General features: G+C 43.6%; 15 protein-coding genes. 9 read left to right on the top strand and 6 right to left on the bottom strand.

Annotated features, from left to right (window positions below; all coding sequences use genetic code 11):
• Positions 1–3 precede the first annotated feature (3 nt).
• Together NI464_RS01630 and ahpC are read right to left on the bottom strand one after the other, a co-directional pair.
• On the bottom strand, positions 4–210 hold the full coding sequence (locus NI464_RS01630) for a KTSC domain-containing protein (protein WP_004278917.1): 207 nt from the start codon (positions 208–210) through the stop codon (positions 4–6).
• 291 nt (positions 211–501) lie between these two features.
• Positions 502–1,065: an alkyl hydroperoxide reductase subunit C gene (gene ahpC / locus NI464_RS01625; RefSeq protein ID WP_004278916.1), complete on the bottom strand. Its 564-nt coding sequence runs from the start codon at positions 1,063–1,065 to the stop codon at positions 502–504.
• 489 nt (positions 1,066–1,554) lie between these two features.
• On the opposite strand from ahpC, the gene NI464_RS01620 reads away from it, so the two are divergent.
• From NI464_RS01620 to NI464_RS01595, 6 genes are all read left to right on the top strand, one after another.
• Positions 1,555–5,511, top strand: coding sequence for a DUF3418 domain-containing protein (locus NI464_RS01620; protein ID WP_253137650.1), 3,957 nt, complete (start codon positions 1,555–1,557; stop codon positions 5,509–5,511).
• Positions 5,512–5,541: 30 nt separating this feature from the next.
• Positions 5,542–6,651: a beta-ketoacyl-ACP synthase III gene (locus tag NI464_RS01615; RefSeq protein WP_004278914.1), complete on the top strand. Its 1,110-nt coding sequence runs from the start codon at positions 5,542–5,544 to the stop codon at positions 6,649–6,651.
• Between the two features lie 26 nt (positions 6,652–6,677).
• Positions 6,678–7,376: a 1-acyl-sn-glycerol-3-phosphate acyltransferase gene (locus tag NI464_RS01610; RefSeq protein WP_253137649.1), complete on the top strand. Its 699-nt coding sequence runs from the start codon at positions 6,678–6,680 to the stop codon at positions 7,374–7,376.
• Positions 7,377–7,626: 250 nt separating this feature from the next.
• Complete coding sequence (locus NI464_RS01605) at positions 7,627–9,633, top strand: hypothetical protein (RefSeq protein WP_004278912.1); 2,007 nt, start codon at positions 7,627–7,629, stop codon at positions 9,631–9,633.
• Between the two features lie 90 nt (positions 9,634–9,723).
• Positions 9,724–11,439 (top strand): AAA family ATPase, encoded by a 1,716-nt coding sequence (locus tag NI464_RS01600; RefSeq protein WP_004278911.1) that lies wholly within the window; start codon positions 9,724–9,726, stop codon positions 11,437–11,439.
• A 134-nt stretch (positions 11,440–11,573) separates the two neighbouring features.
• The gene (locus NI464_RS01595; protein WP_017397823.1) at positions 11,574–11,795 is read left to right on the top strand and encodes a gamma-glutamylcyclotransferase family protein; all 222 of its coding nucleotides are present in this window, start codon (positions 11,574–11,576) and stop codon (positions 11,793–11,795) included.
• Positions 11,796–12,053: 258 nt separating this feature from the next.
• Here NI464_RS01595 and NI464_RS01590 read toward each other — a convergent pair whose 3' ends face one another.
• Positions 12,054–12,506, bottom strand: a complete 453-nt coding sequence (locus NI464_RS01590) for a DUF441 domain-containing protein (RefSeq protein WP_004278909.1) — start codon at positions 12,504–12,506, stop codon at positions 12,054–12,056.
• Between the two features lie 140 nt (positions 12,507–12,646).
• Here NI464_RS01590 and NI464_RS01585 point away from each other — a divergent pair, with 140 nt between their 5' ends.
• Positions 12,647–13,354, top strand: coding sequence for a pseudouridine synthase (locus tag NI464_RS01585; protein ID WP_004278908.1), 708 nt, complete (start codon positions 12,647–12,649; stop codon positions 13,352–13,354).
• A gap of 43 nt (positions 13,355–13,397) precedes the next feature.
• Here the strand turns inward: NI464_RS01585 and NI464_RS01580 are convergent, their stop codons facing one another.
• From NI464_RS01580 to NI464_RS01570, 3 genes are all read right to left on the bottom strand, one after another.
• Positions 13,398–13,841, bottom strand: coding sequence for a GNAT family N-acetyltransferase (locus tag NI464_RS01580; protein WP_004278907.1), 444 nt, complete (start codon positions 13,839–13,841; stop codon positions 13,398–13,400).
• 97 nt (positions 13,842–13,938) lie between these two features.
• Positions 13,939–14,286, bottom strand: coding sequence for a type II toxin-antitoxin system RelB/DinJ family antitoxin (locus tag NI464_RS01575; RefSeq protein ID WP_004278906.1), 348 nt, complete (start codon positions 14,284–14,286; stop codon positions 13,939–13,941).
• A 114-nt stretch (positions 14,287–14,400) separates the two neighbouring features.
• On the bottom strand, positions 14,401–15,309 hold the full coding sequence (locus tag NI464_RS01570; protein WP_004278905.1) for a pseudouridine synthase: 909 nt from the start codon (positions 15,307–15,309) through the stop codon (positions 14,401–14,403).
• A 126-nt stretch (positions 15,310–15,435) separates the two neighbouring features.
• Between NI464_RS01570 and tsaE the strand changes: the two genes are divergently transcribed.
• Both tsaE and mutL read left to right on the top strand, forming a co-directional pair.
• Positions 15,436–15,915, top strand: coding sequence for a tRNA (adenosine(37)-N6)-threonylcarbamoyltransferase complex ATPase subunit type 1 TsaE (tsaE, locus tag NI464_RS01565; protein WP_004645485.1), 480 nt, complete (start codon positions 15,436–15,438; stop codon positions 15,913–15,915).
• On the top strand, positions 15,905–17,872 hold the full coding sequence (mutL, locus tag NI464_RS01560) for a DNA mismatch repair endonuclease MutL (protein ID WP_004278903.1): 1,968 nt from the start codon (positions 15,905–15,907) through the stop codon (positions 17,870–17,872). The genes tsaE and mutL overlap by 11 nt, the downstream gene beginning before the upstream one ends.

The raw sequence follows: 17,872 nt of genomic DNA, 5'->3' as shown, positions 1-17,872 counted from the left end.
GCTCTAATCCATGCAAATTTTATTAAAATGTAAATTATATTCGAGATACTTTTCTACAAATGCAGCTTTATCTTGGCGTCTTAACAGGTTGTCATAAATAAATTCAGGTACGGGATGATACAGTTCAGTATGACCATTACTGTATACAATTTTCAGGTGGCGGCTTGAGGGATTGTATTTCCAAGAAATCACGGTAAGCAGTTTTTGCATATGCGTTCCTCCACTGAATATTTCTTATCTTATCATTTGAACTTATGCCATATGGCTCTGCAGATGTATAGCTCAATTGTAAGAATGGGTAAGGATTATGAGAAAGCGAAGCAAAAGATATGCCTGAATTTTTATATGATGGATCAAGAAAAAAATAGGACTGCAATATTTAAAGTCCTAACAAAATCATTTTAAAAAATAAAATCCCGTATTGCGCTGAGATAAAAGCTTAAACCATAAAAAACCACGCTAAAAAGCGTGGTTTTTTGAATCAGTTCAATCTAATTAAAATTAGATTTTACCTACTAGGTCGATTGAAGGAGCAAGAGTTGCATCGCCTTCTTTCCATTTAGCTGGGCAAACTTCGCCTGGGTGAGCGTGTACATACTGAGCTGCTTTAACTTTACGAAGAAGTTCTTGAGCGTCACGGCCGATACCACCAGCGTTGATTTCAACGATTTGGATTTTACCTTCTGGATCGATCACGAAAGTACCACGATCAGCAAGGCCGTCAGCTTCGATTAATACGTCAAAGTTTTTAGCAAGAGTCCAGTTTGCATCACCAACCATTACATACTGGATTTTTTTGATTTCTTCTGAAGAATCGTGCCAAGCTTTGTGAGTGAAATGCGTGTCAGTAGAAACTGAGTAGATTTCAACGCCTAGTTTTTGGAATTCAGCGTAGTTGTCAGCAAGGTCACCAAGTTCAGTCGGGCAAACGAAAGTGAAGTCAGCTGGGTAGAAGAATACAACAGACCATTTGCCTTTCAGGTCAGCTTCAGTAACTTCAATGAATTTGCCGTTTTGGAATGCAGTTGCTTTAAATGGTTTAACTTCAGTATTAATTAAGCTCATCATTGTCTCCATGATTGAGGTAGTCTTTGATTTTGAATAAGAGTATCGAAATTTTGGTTGATGCTAAAATGGTATTTTTACATTACAAACATCGGAAAAACCGAATTAAGTAAAAATGCGCCACTTCGGCAAAATCGCTTTGTTCATTCAGCAGCATCAAGATGATGGCCTGATGACAAAATTATCTCTTTTTCCTCGTGCTAGCAAACATGATGTTGAAACCAAAAAATTCAAGGGTGAATCAGGAAAAAAGCATGTTTTCCGCAAAATAATTTAAATATCAATTTCAAAATTAAACTGATGATTAAATCTACTCAGGAAAATTCAAGCGTGTCATATAGATATTTTGATAGGTTTATGGCGCTGAATTGAGGGAAATCAGGCAGCCAAAGCCAATTTGTCCGGCACTTAACAGAACTACGACTATCTGAAATCTAATGAACCAAGTAAAATAAACCTTTCCTGTTTTTTGATGTGGGTGTTTTCTCTGTGCAGAGTCATTTAAATGTAGATCAATGGATAATGGCGCGTGACCGTCACCGTTTAAATCGACTGAAAAAGGGGAAAGACGCAGATGCCAAGCAGTATCAGGAATTATTTGAAAAATCCAATCTGAAAGTACGGCAACGGCTTGAACGTCTTCCGAACATCAAGCTGAATCAGGATCTACCGGTTACTCAGTACACTGATAAGCTGATTGCCGCGATTCAAAAGCATCAGGTGATTATTGTGGCTGGCGAAACCGGTTCTGGTAAAACCACCCAGTTACCGCAAATTGCTATGCTGGCTGGATGTGGCCTGACCGGAATGATCGGACATACCCAGCCGCGTCGACTGGCAGCCCGTAGCGTATCACAGCGTATTGCCGAAGAAGTTGGCGAAAAACTCGGTGAATCAATTTCCTTTAAAGTACGTTTTACGGAACAGGGTTCACAAGACTCAATTGTGCGTTTGATGACTGACGGTATTTTACTGGCCGAACTGACGCATGACCGCTACCTGACCAAATATGACACGATTATTATTGATGAAGCGCATGAACGCTCACTGAATATCGACTTCATTATGGGTTATCTGAAGCAACTGTTGCCGCGTCGTCCCGATCTGAAAGTCATCATTACTTCTGCAACCCTGGATGTAAACCGTTTTAGCAGTTACTTCAATGGTGCACCAATTTTTGAAGTAGAAGGCCGCAGTTTCCCAGTCGAGCTACGTTATCGCCCGATCTCGGAAATGAGCATTGGCGGTAGTGATGATGACGACTTTGATGACTTTGAAGAAAATCTGCCTCGCGCTGTGGTCAAAGCAGTCGAAGAATGCTTTCAGGATGCACAGGAAAAAGGCCATCCTGAACATGCCGACATCCTTATTTTTGCCAGTACTGAACAGGAAATTCGCGAGCTACAGGAAACCCTGATCAAACATGGGCCACGCCATACGGAAGTATTAACTTTATATGCGCGTCTGGCGCTGGCTGAACAGCAGAAAATCTTTAATCCTTCTGGTGGTGGGCGACGCATTATTATTGCCACCAACGTGGCAGAAACGGCTTTAACCGTTCCGAATATCCGTTATGTAATTGATAGCGGTTTTGCGCGTATTTCACGTTATAACTATCGTTCACGGGTGCAACGCCTGCCGATTGAAGCTGTTTCTCAGGCAGCCGCGAACCAACGTAAAGGTCGTTGTGGCCGTATAGCGCCGGGTGTCTGTATCCGTTTGTATAGCGAAGATGATTTTCTGAGCCGTCCTGAATTTACTGAACCGGAGATTAAACGGACCAACCTGGCATCGGTGATTTTGCAGATGCAAAGTCTGGGCTTGGGTTCACTGGAAGACTTCGATTTCATTGAGCCACCAGATCATCGTCTGGTAAATGATGGTCGTAAATTGCTGATTGAACTCGGGGCAATGAGTGAAAAGAAAGCGTCTCATTCTCAAGATAATTCCCCTGAAGTTACAGATGAAAAGCAATCTCAATCTGCAACTTCTGCCCCCTTAAAAAAAGGGGGAAATGTTAAGGTGGGAGATGCACTAACCAAAATTGGTCAGCAAATGGCGAAAATGCCGATCGATCCACGTCTGGCCCGCATGATTCTTGGTGGTGCACATTTTGGCGTGCTGAACGAAGTTCTGGTGATTGTGGCAGCGCTTGCAGTTCAGGATCCGCGTGAACGCCCTGCGGACAAGCAGATGCAGGCAGATCAGAAACATGCACTATTCCGTGAAGCTGATTCTGATTTCCTGTTCTATATCAAGCTCTGGGAGACGCTGCACAATAACCGCGAAAGCATGAGTGAAAATAAGCGCCGTACTTTTGCGCGTAATCACTTCCTGAGCTGGCTGCGTCTGCGTGAATGGAAGAAAACTCATGAGCAGCTGGTGGAGTTGGCTAAGGGTTTAAAACTGTCATTTAATGAAAAGAAAGCCAGTTATGAAAATCTGCACCGTGCCTTGTTGACCGGTCTCTTATCGTTTATCGCCAACAAGACCGATGAGCGTAATGTTTTTATGGCGGTGCGTCAGCAAAAAGCACGGATTTTCCCGGCTTCTACCTTGCACAAGACCAATACGCCGTGGGTGATGGCTTTTGAGATGGTGGAAACCTCTCAGGTATATTTACGTACCCTGGCCAAGATTGAGCCGGAATGGATTCTGCTGGCCGCGCGTGACCTGCTCAAGCATCATTATTTTGAACCGCACTGGTCGAAAAAAGCCGGTGTGGTGAATGCCTATGATCAGATTTCATTATTTGGTCTGATTATTGAGCCGAAACGCCCAATCAATTATGAAAAAGTAGATCAGGCGGCCGCACATGAAATTTTCTTGCGGGATGCTTTAACCACTGGGCATTTAGGCATTACTCCACCATTTTTAAAGCATAACTTGCTTAAACTGGAAGAAGTCGAGCGAGTAGAAGACAAATTACGCCGTCGTGATCTGGTGGTTGATGAAGAAACCATTTACCAGTTCTATGCCTCGAAAGTGCCGCCTGAAGTGGCTAGCCGGCGTAGTTTTGAAGACTGGCGTGCCACAGTAGAGCCTCAGAATCCGCGTTATTTATTTGTTGATGATGATGCGCTGTGGCTGAATGACCGTCCGACGACACAGCAATTCCCAGACTATTTGCAGAATGGTAGCCTGCATCTGGCTGCAACCTATCGTTTTGACCCGAGTCATGATGAAGATGGCGCGACAGTTAAAATTCCACTGCAAGCTTTGGCCCAGGTCGATGAAGGTATCTGGTCATGGGGAATTCCGGGATGGCGTCTGGATCTGATTGAAGCATTGCTAAAAGCTTTGCCGAAGGACAAGCGCCGTAATCTGGTGCCGATTCCGGATACTGCACGAAAACTCATGGCAAAAGTAGATGCGCAGGATTTACAGAAGCATATTTTTAGTTTTTTGGCATTCCAGTTGCGTGGTGATCAAATCACTGAGAAAGATTTCAGTTTTGACCGGGTCGATCAGTATCTGTTGCCATTTATTAAAGTGACTGATGAAAAAGGCCGTGTCATTGAACAGGGGCGTGATCTGGCGGAGCTGAAAGCACGCTGCCGCACTGAAACGCATAGTCCGGTTAAACAGCTTAAAGGTGAATTTAAAACCTTCCCGGAAAGTTTCGTATTTGAAGCCTCGCAAAAAGTCACCGGTGTCGTGGTCAAGCAGTATCAGGCGCTGGTTCCGACCAAAGCTTTTGCTGCCCTGGAGCAGAAAGATGAATCGGGTGTAGTGATCCAGACTTTTAATGATCAGGCTGAAGCGATCAAAAAACATCGTGAAGGGGTGATCCGACTGGTGCATATGCAACTCGGAGACTTGACTCGTCAGTTGAAAAAACAGATTTCCAAACCTCTGGCGCTGGCTTATTCGCCACTCGGTGATAAGGCACAACTGGAACAAATGTTAGTTTATGCCACACTACACATGTCCATAAATGAGCTGCCTGTCAATGCGCAAGAGTTCCAAAAGCTAGTTGAAGATGTAAAAAAATCTTTCCTGACTTATGGCCAAATTGCCCTGAAAGAGATCACGGATATTTACATCCAGTGGCAGGAAATTCGCCGGAAATTATTGGTTTTAGACCATTCTGTGTTTGAAAAAAATATCAATGATATTGAAGATCAGCTTGATTTAATGAGCCTTTCTGACTTTGTATATCGTAAACCTTCCGATGTGTGGAGCGAATTTCCACGTTATTTAAAAGCCTTGATATTGCGTTTAGAGCGCTTGCCCAATAATCTACAAAGGGACAATTCCGCCATTGACCAAATTGATCAATGGATGGAAAAATTATTCAAGTTTAAAGATGACCCTCGCCTGAAAGAATTGTATTTCATGGTCGAGGAGTTAAGAATCTCATTGTTTTCACAACCGATGAAAACAAAAGCACCCGTGTCTCCAACTCGCTTGCAAAAAGTATGGGATCGTCTTGGAATCAGTTAAGATATAGGTAATTCAGATAAGGAATTTTACATGGGCATCCGCATTACGGGTACGGGCTTATTCCATCCGGAACACGTCATCACCAATGAAGAATTAGTTGAAAGTTTAAATGCTTATGTGGAACTGTTTAATCACGAAAATGCTGACAAAATCGCTGCAGGCGAAGTTGAAGCGCGTCGTGGTTCTAGTGCAGACTTTATTGAAAAAGCATCTGGCGTACAACGCCGTTATGTCGTAGAAAAATCAGGTATTCTTGATCCAAAACGCTTACGTCCAAATTTACGTGAACGTGCAGATGATGAAATTTCACTGCAGGCAGAATGGGGCGTAATTGCAGCCAAACAGGCAATGGAAAATGCCGGTGTGACTGCCGAAGACATTGATATCGTGATTTTGTCATGCTCGAATTTGCAACGTGCTTATCCTGCTGTCGCCATCGAAATTCAGACTGCTTTAGGCATCAAAGGCTATGCCTATGACATGAATGTGGCCTGCTCGGCAGCAACATTTGGTCTGAAACAGGCTTATGATGCGATCAAAGCTGGCGCGCGCCGTGTGTTATTGGTGAATGTGGAAATTACTTCTGCACATACCGATTTCCGTTCACGTGATTGTCACTTTATTTTTGGTGATGTGGCAACCGCTTCAATTATTGAAAATACTGACAGCAAAACCGGTTTTGAAATTCTGGATTCTGAGTTGTTTACCCAGTTCTCGAATAACATCCGCAATAACTTTGGTTTCTTGAATACTTCTGAAAATGCTGACATTGACGACAAACGTTTCCGTCAGGATGGTCGTAAGGTATTTAAAGAAGTCTGTCCACTGGTTGCGAAAATGATTACTGCGCAACTGGAGAAGAACCAGATTGAGCCGACAGGTGTTAAACGCTTCTGGTTACACCAGGCCAATGCCAGTATGAATGAACTGATCCTGAAACTGGTGGTTGGTAAAGAAAATGCCAAACCTGGTCTGGTACCGATCATTCTGAACGAGTTTGCCAACACGTCTTCTGCCGGGGTGATCATTGCCTTGCATCGTACTGCACATGAAGTTGAAGATGGTGAATACGGCGTGTTGTGTTCATTTGGTGCGGGTTATTCAGTAGGTTCGATTCTGGTCCAAAAACGCGTGGCATAATCCGGAGTAGATAGGGAGCAGACAGCTTGCAGGTCAAACATGATGGGCAATGGATTAGACGCTTAAGTGCCTTATCCAAATTATATTTTACCCCTACCTTTTTAGGGGCTGAATATATTGATGCCAGTCGGCCTGCAATGTATGTCGGTAATCATTCCATGTACGGCATCTTTGATTCGCCGATGCTGATTGATTACCTCTATAACGAACATAAAGTGGCTGTGGTCAGCATTGCGGATCATAGCCATTTTTATGTGCCCTTATGGCGTGAAGCCGTGAAGAAGTTTGGGGCAGTTGATGGCATCCAGCATTATGTACGTGCTGTGATGCAGCAGGGTTATTCTATTCTGGTCTTTCCGGGAGGTGGACGCGAAGTACTCAAACGTCAGGGTGAACAGTATCAACTGATCTGGAAGCAACGCTACGGATTTTTAAAGCTGGCTCAGGAATTCAACTATGATATTGTCCCTTTTGCTGCGCTTGGTGGGGATGAAGTCTATGAGATTGGCTTTGATGCCAATAAGATCATCCAGCATAAATATTTTCAAAAACTCCTCAAAGTACCACAACTCAATAAATTATTACGTCAGGGCGATGTGATTCCATCTTTGCCTAAACGATTATTCCCAAAACGCCTGCCATTTTATTTTCAGTTTATGCCGCGACAATCGATTGCTCAGGTTCAGACTCAGGAAGAGCTGATTGCATTTCGACACAGCTTGTAGCAACATATTTATACCGGCTTGGCCGAGCTTAAGGCGCTACGTCAGCAAGACTAAAAAAGAAAAATTCTTCCTGTAAAATCTAGGCTATGATCTATTGAAATGTTCTATTTTTAGCAATGAGGATGCATGGACGGTTTTATAGTGCAAGTGATGCCATAATGTATTTTTAAGTGTTCACTGATTGGCGATCAAGGACTCAGCATGATCCAATATAAAAATAAGATGATTCTAAGATGACCGAGGTGTACGTATGGAACAGGAAAGCTTGGTAGCATCTTTAAGGTTATTGGCACAACAATGTTTACGGATTTCTCTGGAGCTCAACCAGCTTTATCTTGATCAGATGGCAATAATTGGTCATCTGAATGCACAAAATTTAATAAAAATTCAGCAGGATCAGCATCGGATTGAATTGCTGGATGGCCTGTTTTATATCCAGTTTTGTACTCCACGTGCATTAGACTCTGGAACTGCGCCTGCTTTGGTCGACAGTCATTTTTACTTCCAGAAGTACAAAGCAGAAGCGCTAGAGGAATTCTTTTTACAGGACATCTATTTCCTGACCGGGGATTTAAAACCGCAGCATTCGCTATATTTACGCGACAAAGCCAAACAGTTGCGTCAGCTTATCCTGGCTCAGGTTTATGCGTGGGTTAATGGCCCGGAACGGGTGTCCGAATTTTTGCGACAGATGTCGGTTGTTCAGGCTGAGATTATCGACCACCAGCTGATCAAGGCCGGGTTGTATACAACACCTATCATGCAAAACTTTGTTCAGAATGAACAAGAGATTCCACAGCAGATTCTTGAAAGCTTGCAACAGGCTTTTTCTTTGGAGTGCCTGCAGCAGGATGAATTCTTTTCGATCCAGTCATTGATGGATAGTCTGGATGAGTTCTGTTTTAGCGCCGCACAGTTTTTGCCTCCGGCGATGTTCCGGATTATGTCGCTGTCTTTTGAAGAGCGCTTTAATCTGCATGAATTGAAAGATCACACTGATGATATCTGTTTGCTATATCGGCATGCTGAGGAGCAAAGTAATCTGCTCGGTTTTGTCCGATTGATGAACCGGGACGTGTGGCATCGGGATGATTTATTATCCAAACGGAATTTCCTGGAAAATCATCCGTATTTATGGCAGAAAAAAGTAGCCCGATTGCCACTATTTGACTGTCATCGTGCCGTGAATTGGATCTTCAAGCAACCGGCCGAGGTACTGGACTGGATCAGTAATAATATCCAGCATAGCAGTGTGCGGGTCGCAGTAACGGCCCTAAGTTTTATAGACAGCCACCATATTCATCCACAGATTATTCTGGCGACTCTACAATATTTTCAATATGTCTCAGCGCGACTGTTTATTCATAGCATGCATGAATATGCAATCCAGCATGACTGGTTTCAGCATCAGTATAATCAGGCGGTGGTATTAAAAGGCACACGTCAATCAATTGAGGATCAACGGATTGCGATTAGTCCCTCAATTCTGTATCTGGACGAATGGATGGAGCTGCTGCGCAATGTGGTTAAAATGGATGATCAGCTGACTAAAAAGGTTTATCTGAACTTGAGCCGGATGATGCAGGCTTATATGCAGCATTTATATAAAATTACGGCGCATTTACCCGATGAGGTTCTGGTGTATATTCAGCCTCAAAGCCAGCAGAATCGTGATTTCTATAATGTTCTGCACCGCTATCGCATTCCTTTTACTGAGTTCAGGCAGCTGTTTTATTTGCAAAGCGGGCATGTACGTGAGTCGCTATTTGACAGTTATGTGCGTGACTATCTGGTAGAGTATTTTTCCAGCCATACAGAAATACCGAAAAATCTGAGCTGGACCAGTTTGTTTAATCAGGCGGTCGTCTGGCATGATCAGGTTCAAAAGCAGGAAATGATCGCCAAGCTGAAAAAACAGTTCGCACTGGTGAACTGGACACCAATCACTCAGGTTTCATTTTTACTGTATTTCAACTGGCGTTTTGAAGAACTTAAAACTTTGGATCGGATTTTAGAGGAATCTAAAATTTTCAGGAACTGTCTGGCGGCAAGCTATGCTCAGCAAATTTTGGAAGGGCAGTATGTGGCCTTTCGTATGTCTCATCCTGCTGTGCGCCTACCCTTGATCTTGGGGTGTCAATTAGTGAATGGACAGGTGATTTTTGATCAGCTGGAATATCCGAATAACCAGAAAGCAGAAGCTGAATACAGTAATATCGCCATGCATTTTATTAACTGGCTCAACTTGCAGGCCTGACAGTTCAATACAGCTTGTTTTCCTCCATGACGCTTAACTTTTCCGCTAAAAATCGTTAGGCTATAGCCGTTCTTTTACGGTATTGCTCTTATGAAACAGGAAACTGCCCTTAAGTTACTCAAAGCAGGAGAAAATGTCTTTTTAACCGGTTCTGCCGGTGCAGGAAAAACCTATACGCTGAATCAATATATTAATTATTTAAAGGCACGTAAGGTCGCCGTCGCGATTACCGCATCGACCGGTATTGCAGCCACACACATGAATGGTATGACTATTCATACCTGGGCAGGCATTGGCATTAAAGACTTTTTGTCTGAAGAAGACTTAAAGCGGATGAAAGAGCGCAAATACTTAAAAGAACATCTGGAAAATGCGCAAGTCCTGATTATTGACGAAATTTCAATGCTGCATGCCAAGCAGCTGAATCTGGTCAATCAGGTATTGAAATATTTCAAGGAAAGTGATGAAGCTTTCGGTGGTATTCAGGTGATTGTAGCAGGGGACTTTTTCCAGTTACCGCCAGTCGGTAAAAATGATGAGCGCAACCGCGACAAATTCTGCTTTATGTCGGATGCCTGGGTCGAAGCCAAGTTTCGCGTTTGCTACCTAACTGAGCAGCATCGTCAGGGCAATGATTATTTGAATGACATTCTGAATGCGATCCGTGCGCAGGCGATTAGCCATGAACACCGCACTGCTTTACAGGCCACGCGACATCAAGAAATTGGTGATACCTATACGCGCCTGTATACGCATAATATGGATGTGGACAGTATTAACTTTAAACATCTGAATGAAATTGACAATGATCCGCGCCAGTTTGATGCGCAGTGTGATGGCAATGAAAAGCTGATCGAGACTTTAAAATCGTCAGTGCGAGCGCCTGAAGCCTTAACCCTGAAAAAACATGCCAAAGTCATGTTTGTGAAAAACAACTTTGATATGGGTTATATCAACGGCAGTTTGGGCGAAGTGATCAGTTTTGAAGAAGATGATGAATATGGTGTGCTGCCTAAAGTCAAACTGACCGATGGCACTACATTGGTGGTTGAGCCTGAAACCTGGTCGGTAGACAATGAGGCCGGTAAAACCATTGCCAGTTTCCAGCAGATTCCATTGCGTCTGGCTTGGGCGATTACCATTCATAAATCACAAGGCATGACTTTGGAAGCCGCTGAAATTGATCTGAGTCATACCTTTGAAAAAGGCCAGGGCTATGTCGCCTTGTCCCGTTTAAAAAGCTTAAATGGCTTACGTTTAAAAGGCTTTAATGAACAGGCTTTGGAGCTCGATAGTCTGGCGATTAAAGCCGATCGCCGTTTTCAGGAACTTTCTGATGAAGCCGAAGCGAATTTCGAAAATGTCGATTTGACTGCGCAGCACAAAGCCTTTATCCGACATTGTGGCGGGACTTTGAATGAAGTTGAAATCCAGCGCAATGAGAAGAAAATTGCCAAGAATGCTGGAAAACAAAGCTATGCCACTGCAACGTTAGATGAAACGCGTGAACTGTTTGAAGAAGGCTATGAAATTGCCGATATCGCGACTGAACGTGGTTTGACTCCGGCAACCATCATCAATCATTTGGGACGTTTGCATAAAGAGCAGGGACTGGATATTTCAGTTGCCCATCCGGGTGAAGAGGTCGTGGAGCAGGTGCGCAAGATTTATAAACGCTTGACCAAGCGTCAAAATTCGGAACATTTTAATGATGACGGTTCTATTAAGCTGCGTCCGATTGTGGAATTGACTACGCCTAAAATGGCTTATGACCAGGTGCGTCTAGCACTACTATTTGTAGAGTAATCATCAAAATGATGTTTAAGAATTCTTAAGATGCACAGTTTATTCGTATACGGCACGCTTCGTCCGCAGCAACCCAATGCCCATGTGATGAACGGATTGGGGGAAGCTGGAAAGCCGGTTATATTCGTGGGCATTTGCAGCAGCGCGGTTGGGGTGCTGAGCTGGGCAGTCCGGGTATTCAGCTCAGTGATTCGGGAGAGACTGTTACCGGTTATGTATTCATATCCGAGAATCTCCCTAAATATTGGAATGAGCTGGATGTATTTGAAGGCGATGAATATCAACGTATTCCGGTTAAAGTATATTTGGAAAATGGTCAGATGGTAGAAAGTTTGGTCTATGCTTTGAAAGATTAGACTGGTAGGTGTCATTTATTGAATTTCTGATTTTTATCAGGTCACCGCTTTTAAAAATCATTCACTTTCCTTTGCTTGAATTTTGAAAGATCGAATTAATAAATATTCCGTTGATTTGATAGTATCTTCTGAGCAAGCCTGACGTACTGCGTTAGAGATTAGCGCAAGATAATCATCGGGCGATCTGCATATTTCCCGTTATATGATTATTTTTGAGAAATCTTTGCATACTGGTGAAGGGCGCTGATGATTTGAACATTATTGTGTACTAATCAATAAGGATAAAATCCCAGCCGCAATTAAAGGACCGACTGGAACACCGCGTAATACTGCTACACCTGCTACTGTGCCTAATAACAGTCCGGCCACTACATCTGGCTGAGTGGACATCAGCTTCACTCCACGTCCTCCCAGCCAAGCGACAAAGACCCCAATCGCGATTGCCAGCAAAGACTTCCAGCTCAGGAAAGATTTGAGAATACTTTCCCCTGAAATTTTGCCACTGGCAATTGGTGTCAGAACACCAATGGTCAGAATAATAATGCCGATATTTAAACCGTGCGCCTGCACATAAGGCAATAAACTGCTGAGAGGCGTGATTTTTAAAACAATTAACACCGCTGCAGCAATGGTGACGGCACTATTGTGACTGAAAATACCGCAAGCCAGTAAAACCAAAAGAACAATCAGATTCAAATCAAGTTGCGACATAAGCGGGAGAGAAAGAATGAAAAATAAAGCTATTGTAGAGCTTTTCAACGCATGATACCTAGAAAACAGCGTAAGAAACCAAATTCATGACTATTTCAGGATAGAATGCACAGGTCTTCACTCGATACAGGTATAAACAGATGCTATTGGAAAAAATGTTGCAGTCACAAGGTTTCGGCTCCCGCAAGCATTGTCAGCAACTGATTAAAAATGGTGCTGTTTCAATTCAAGATGAAGTGATTGACAATCCCAAACATAAACTGGATTTGAATCACTTAAATTTCGAGGTGTATGGGAAAAGTCAGACCTATCGGGAAAAAGTGTATATCGCCTTAAACAAACCACAGGGCTATGAATGTTCACATCAGGCGACACATCATTTTAGTGTGTTTGACCTGTTTGATGACATTCTGCTGAATCGGGGGATTCAGTGTGTGGGGCGTCTGGATCACGATACCACCGGACTGCTACTCCTGACTGATGATGGACAGTTCCTGCAAGCGCTCACCCATCCTAAAAAGCATGTCGCCAAAGTTTATCAGATGCAAACTGCGGATCCAGTCACGGATGAACAGATTCAGCAACTAGAACAAGGTGTCGAATTGAGAAATGAAAAAGGCATTTTTGCAGCTACTGAAGTGGCTCGTTTGGCTGAAAATCGTCTGCAAATGACCATTCATCAAGGTGTCTATCATCAGGTAAAACGCATGCTGGCTGCCGTAGGCAATAAAGTTGAACAGCTACATCGTGCACAGATTGGTGCTTTGGCCTTGCCTGAACTGGCTGAAGGGGAATGGCTGTATTTAAATGCTGAACAGGTGGCGCAGGCCAAATTCCGCTCGGAATAATAAATTTTTTATTCGCTTGAAATGTGATTAAAAAGTTCAGGACTTATTTCAGGAAACAGTGATAAGTCTGAAATTCATCATCCTTGATAAATCCCATGGATTCGTACAATTTATGCGATTGATAATTGTTTTTTTGGGTTTCCAGGGTGATTCTTAAGGCCTGTTCATGTTTGGCAAATAAAATCGCGGTATCAATCAGTTGTTTGGCTGCGCCCTGACGCCGAAAAACCGGGGTGATATAGACATCATCCAGAATATAATAGGTCGAGCAGGCCACCGAAGAAAAACCCAGATACAGGATAATAAAGCCGGTAAAAGTATCATCTTTGGTATTAATGAAAATGACGGTCTGTCCATCTTCAAAACGCTGTTTTAAAAATTGGTAAGAGAGTTCAGGATTGGAAGACGTACCATAAAACTGTCGATATTCATCAAATAATACCGCCAGCTGATTCAGGTCTGCTGACTGGGCGCGTCGTACGAGCATTGCATACTCCATGCTAATTTTTTATTGATTATCAGCATCAAGCATAGCGAAGTTTATGAGTGGCAGGCTTTAGAAATTGTTCGGAAATGCAACAATGTTAAATTTTGTCGCTTTCACCCAAAATGGCATTCAGCTCTTCAAATAAATCAAGATGATCATCATCCAATGCAATCTCCTGATCATCCAGCAGATTCAGGGCCGAACTGGAAAGCGCATTTTGCTCGGTTTTCGCTTCATTTTGTTTCAGCTTGCGCAGCCGGATCAGTTGTTCCAGATTGATATTCTGGTTTTCAATCGAGAAGGGGATGGATTTGGTAATCACCACCTGCTTGAAAAAAAGACGCACGGCCTGAGCTGGCGTAATCCCCAATTGCTTAAATACCGCAAAGGCTTGTTTCTTCTCTTGCGAGTCCAAGCGAATTTGATAAACTTCAGTTTTTCTCATAATATTTTTAAAGCTTTAAATTACTTAACTTTTCGCCTTTATTCTAATCAATTACGTTTGAAATTCAATCTTAAAGCGACCGATTTTAGAAAATAATCTGTAATGACAAGAGATTTACAGTGTCAATTCAAGGTGCGAGCTGAAATTCATGCTTTTCTGCGTGATCGGATCGACAAATTGAATATGTTTGGCCAATAAACTTAAAGGTGCTGAAAAATCATCTTCCGCTTTATGCGCTACTTGGGGGTAAAAGGGATCGTGCTGAATCGGAATACCCAGATGATTCAAGTGCACCCGTAATTGGTGCTGTTTGCCAGTATGCGGTTTCAGCTCATATTTAGCCCATTCTGTATTATGTTTCAGCAGGTCAATCACCGTCTCGCTATTCGGCGTTCCGTCTAGCACGTGCATGGTATAAAAGGGCTGTCCCTTTTCCATTCTTAATCGCGTGATCAATGGAAATTTTAAATCAGGGTGATAGGCCGCAATCGCATGATAGGTTTTCTGAACCTGACGTGTGGCAAACATCTGCTGATAGATTCCACGCGATTCCACGCATTTGGAAATCAGGACCACACCTGCCGTTTCACGATCCAGCCGGTGAATGGGCGTTAAATGCTCATTGCCGGTTTGTTTTTTAAGCCGAACCAATAGCGTTTCCTGCACATATTGTCCGGTCGGACTCATAGTCAAAAAATGCGGTTTATCGACCACCATGAAATGCTCATTTTCAAATAAAATCTGATGTTGAAAAGGAACATGCACTTCATGTGCCAAAAAGCGATAATAGTAACAATGGCTATTAGCCTGAAATGGACTTTCTGTGGTTAATTGATTGCCCTGAGCATCATAGACCAGACCTTCGTTGAAACGGGACTGCCATTCATCTGCTGTGATATGCGCGAATTGTGTGCATAAATAAGCAAAAACTGTCAGGGACGCATCCGGACTGGCTGGCAAAAATACTTTACTGGCACTGACCCCATTGAGCATGGGCGGGTTAAATTCAACAGTTGGTTGCATGGCAGGCAGATTAACCTCTTAAGGAACAGATGCTGTGAAAAAATACAGTTTCTCACACGGGTGAATAGGCTTTTAAAGCGTGGCGATGCTATCATATTTATTCTTTTGCATCATGTCGTGAGTAATATGCCTTATTCATTTAATGTCACTTTAAATCATGAAGACGATACCCAAAAACTAGCCAAGGTTCTGGCGGAGAATTTCCCTGCGGGGGTCGTGTATCTGATTGGTGACCTAGGGGCAGGAAAAACGACGTTAACACGTTATTATTTGCAACAGCTGGGTCATAAAGGTTCAGTGAAAAGTCCAACTTATACACTGGTCGAACCCTATCAAATTAATGGTCAGGATATTTTTCATTTTGACTTGTATCGTCTGAATGATCCGTATGAACTGGAACTGATGGGCATCCGGGATTACCTGGAAACACCGAATGCGCTATTTTTATTTGAATGGCCATCTAAAGGTGGTGATGAAATTCCGCAAGCTGACCTGATTATTGAAATTTTAAAATCTGAAGATGAACTTACCCGTACTGCAAGCCTGATTTCATCGAATCTTGCTTTACGAGAGGCTCTGGAGCGTCAATTTTCACATGTCGAATGATTTAAGTCTGCGCCGTATTCGTGCCCTTGATCCTGCACTTGCCAACCAGATTGCCGCAGGTGAGGTGATTGAACGTCCGGCTTCTGTGGTCAAGGAGTTACTGGAAAACTCGATTGATGCGGGGGCGACAGAGCTGATCATTCGGGTCGAACAGGGCGGCAGTACTTTAATTGAAATCATCGACAATGGACGCGGAATTCATCATGAGGATTTACCGCTGGCCGTGATGCGTCATGCCACCAGCAAAATCCAGAGTGCTGATGAGCTGTATGCAATCAGCAGTCTGGGCTTTCGTGGCGAGGCACTGGCGTCGATAGCAGCAGTTTCACGCCTGACCATGATCAGCAGTCAAAGTGACGAGGGCATCGGTTATCAGGTCGAAGTCAATGGTACGGCTTTTGATCATCAGGAAATTCAGGCTGTTGCAGCCTCGAAAGGGACGCATATCCGGGTTCAGGATTTGTTTTTTAATGTGCCTGCACGGCGTAAATTCCTGAAAAAACCGGGCACTGAATTTGGTCATATTGAAGAAATTGTACGCCGTATGGCACTGACGCATTTTGATATCCGGTTTGTGCTAGAACATAATGAAAGCATCAAGCTGAATTTACCCGTGGCGGATAGCGGCGCTTTGCGTTTCCAGCGCGTTCAACAGCTACTTGGCCGCCAGTTTACTGAAAATGCCTACTGGATAGATGCAGACAGTATCAATATGCGTTTATCTGGCTGGCTCGGTCATCCTTCGGATGCGCGTGCACAGGCGGATCTACAATATGTCTATGTGAATGGCCGGATTGTCAAAGACAAAACCATTTCCCATGCCTTGCGTATGGCCTATGACGGCATCTTGCATGGCCATCAGCATGCGGCTTATTTACTGTTTTTAGAAGTTGATCCGGAAAATGTTGATGTGAACGTCCATCCGACCAAGCATGAAATTCGCTTCCTGAATCAACGTGAAGTACATGAGTTTGTGCGGCATTATGCCAAGGAAACGCTGGCACAATTCCAGACCGCAACTGCAGATTTAGCCGAGGCAATGAAACAGGATGAGCAGCCTGGCTTGACGGCCCCGCAACCGCGTTATCAGGAACAGTTTAGCCTGCATCAGACTGCGCATTCTCAGCCACAGGTGGTGAGAACGACATCTGCCTTAAGTGAAAATGAAACTTCAGATGTGCTGACCGATTTTGCATCTTCAGGTCCACAAACAGTGCATTATTCCCAAGATTACCGTAAATCTTATTCTGGTTCACAGCAGCTGAATAATGCCTTGCAAAGTTATTTAGCACCGCTCAGAGAAAGTTCGGAAACCGAAATATTCAGCCCTGAGCAGTCTTTTCAGACACATGTGAACACCAAAGTTGATGAGCATCCCTTAGGTATTGCAATTGCCCAGTTACACGGCATTTATATTCTGGCGCAAAATACCGAAGGTCTGATTATTGTGGATATGCATGCGGCGCATGAGCGTATTGTCTTGCAGCAAATGAAATCGGCCTGGGATAAACCTGAATTCTGGACCTCACAACAATTGCTGATTCCAAAGGTCGTAAACATTAGCCGGATGCAGGCCATGCGGGTTGAAGAGCTGAAAGAGCAGTTGGCGCGTTTGGGTCTGGAAATTGATCAGTATGGTGATGAACAAATCATTGTACGTGGGGTGCCGGCTATTCTACACAAGGCCGATTTCGATGCCCTGATTCCTGAATTATTGAATGATTTAGATCCGGGGGATCAGGCACAAAGTCTATTGCAGAAGCGTGACCAGATTCTGGCAGGCATGGCCTGTCATGGTGCAGTGCGAGCGCATCGTATCTTGAGTTTGTCGGAAATGAATGCTTTATTACGTCAGATGGAACAAACCGAATTTGCCAGTCAATGTAATCATGGCCGTCCGACTTGGCGCGCCTTTCCATTGGCTCAACTAGATAAACTTTTTGCTCGAGGAGAGTAG

This window comes from Acinetobacter lwoffii, from assembly GCF_024129685.1.
Taxonomy (GTDB): domain Bacteria; phylum Pseudomonadota; class Gammaproteobacteria; order Pseudomonadales; family Moraxellaceae; genus Acinetobacter; species Acinetobacter lwoffii_X.
Note: the sequence above shows the minus strand (reverse complement) of the source record. Positions and strands in the feature narration are given on the sequence as shown.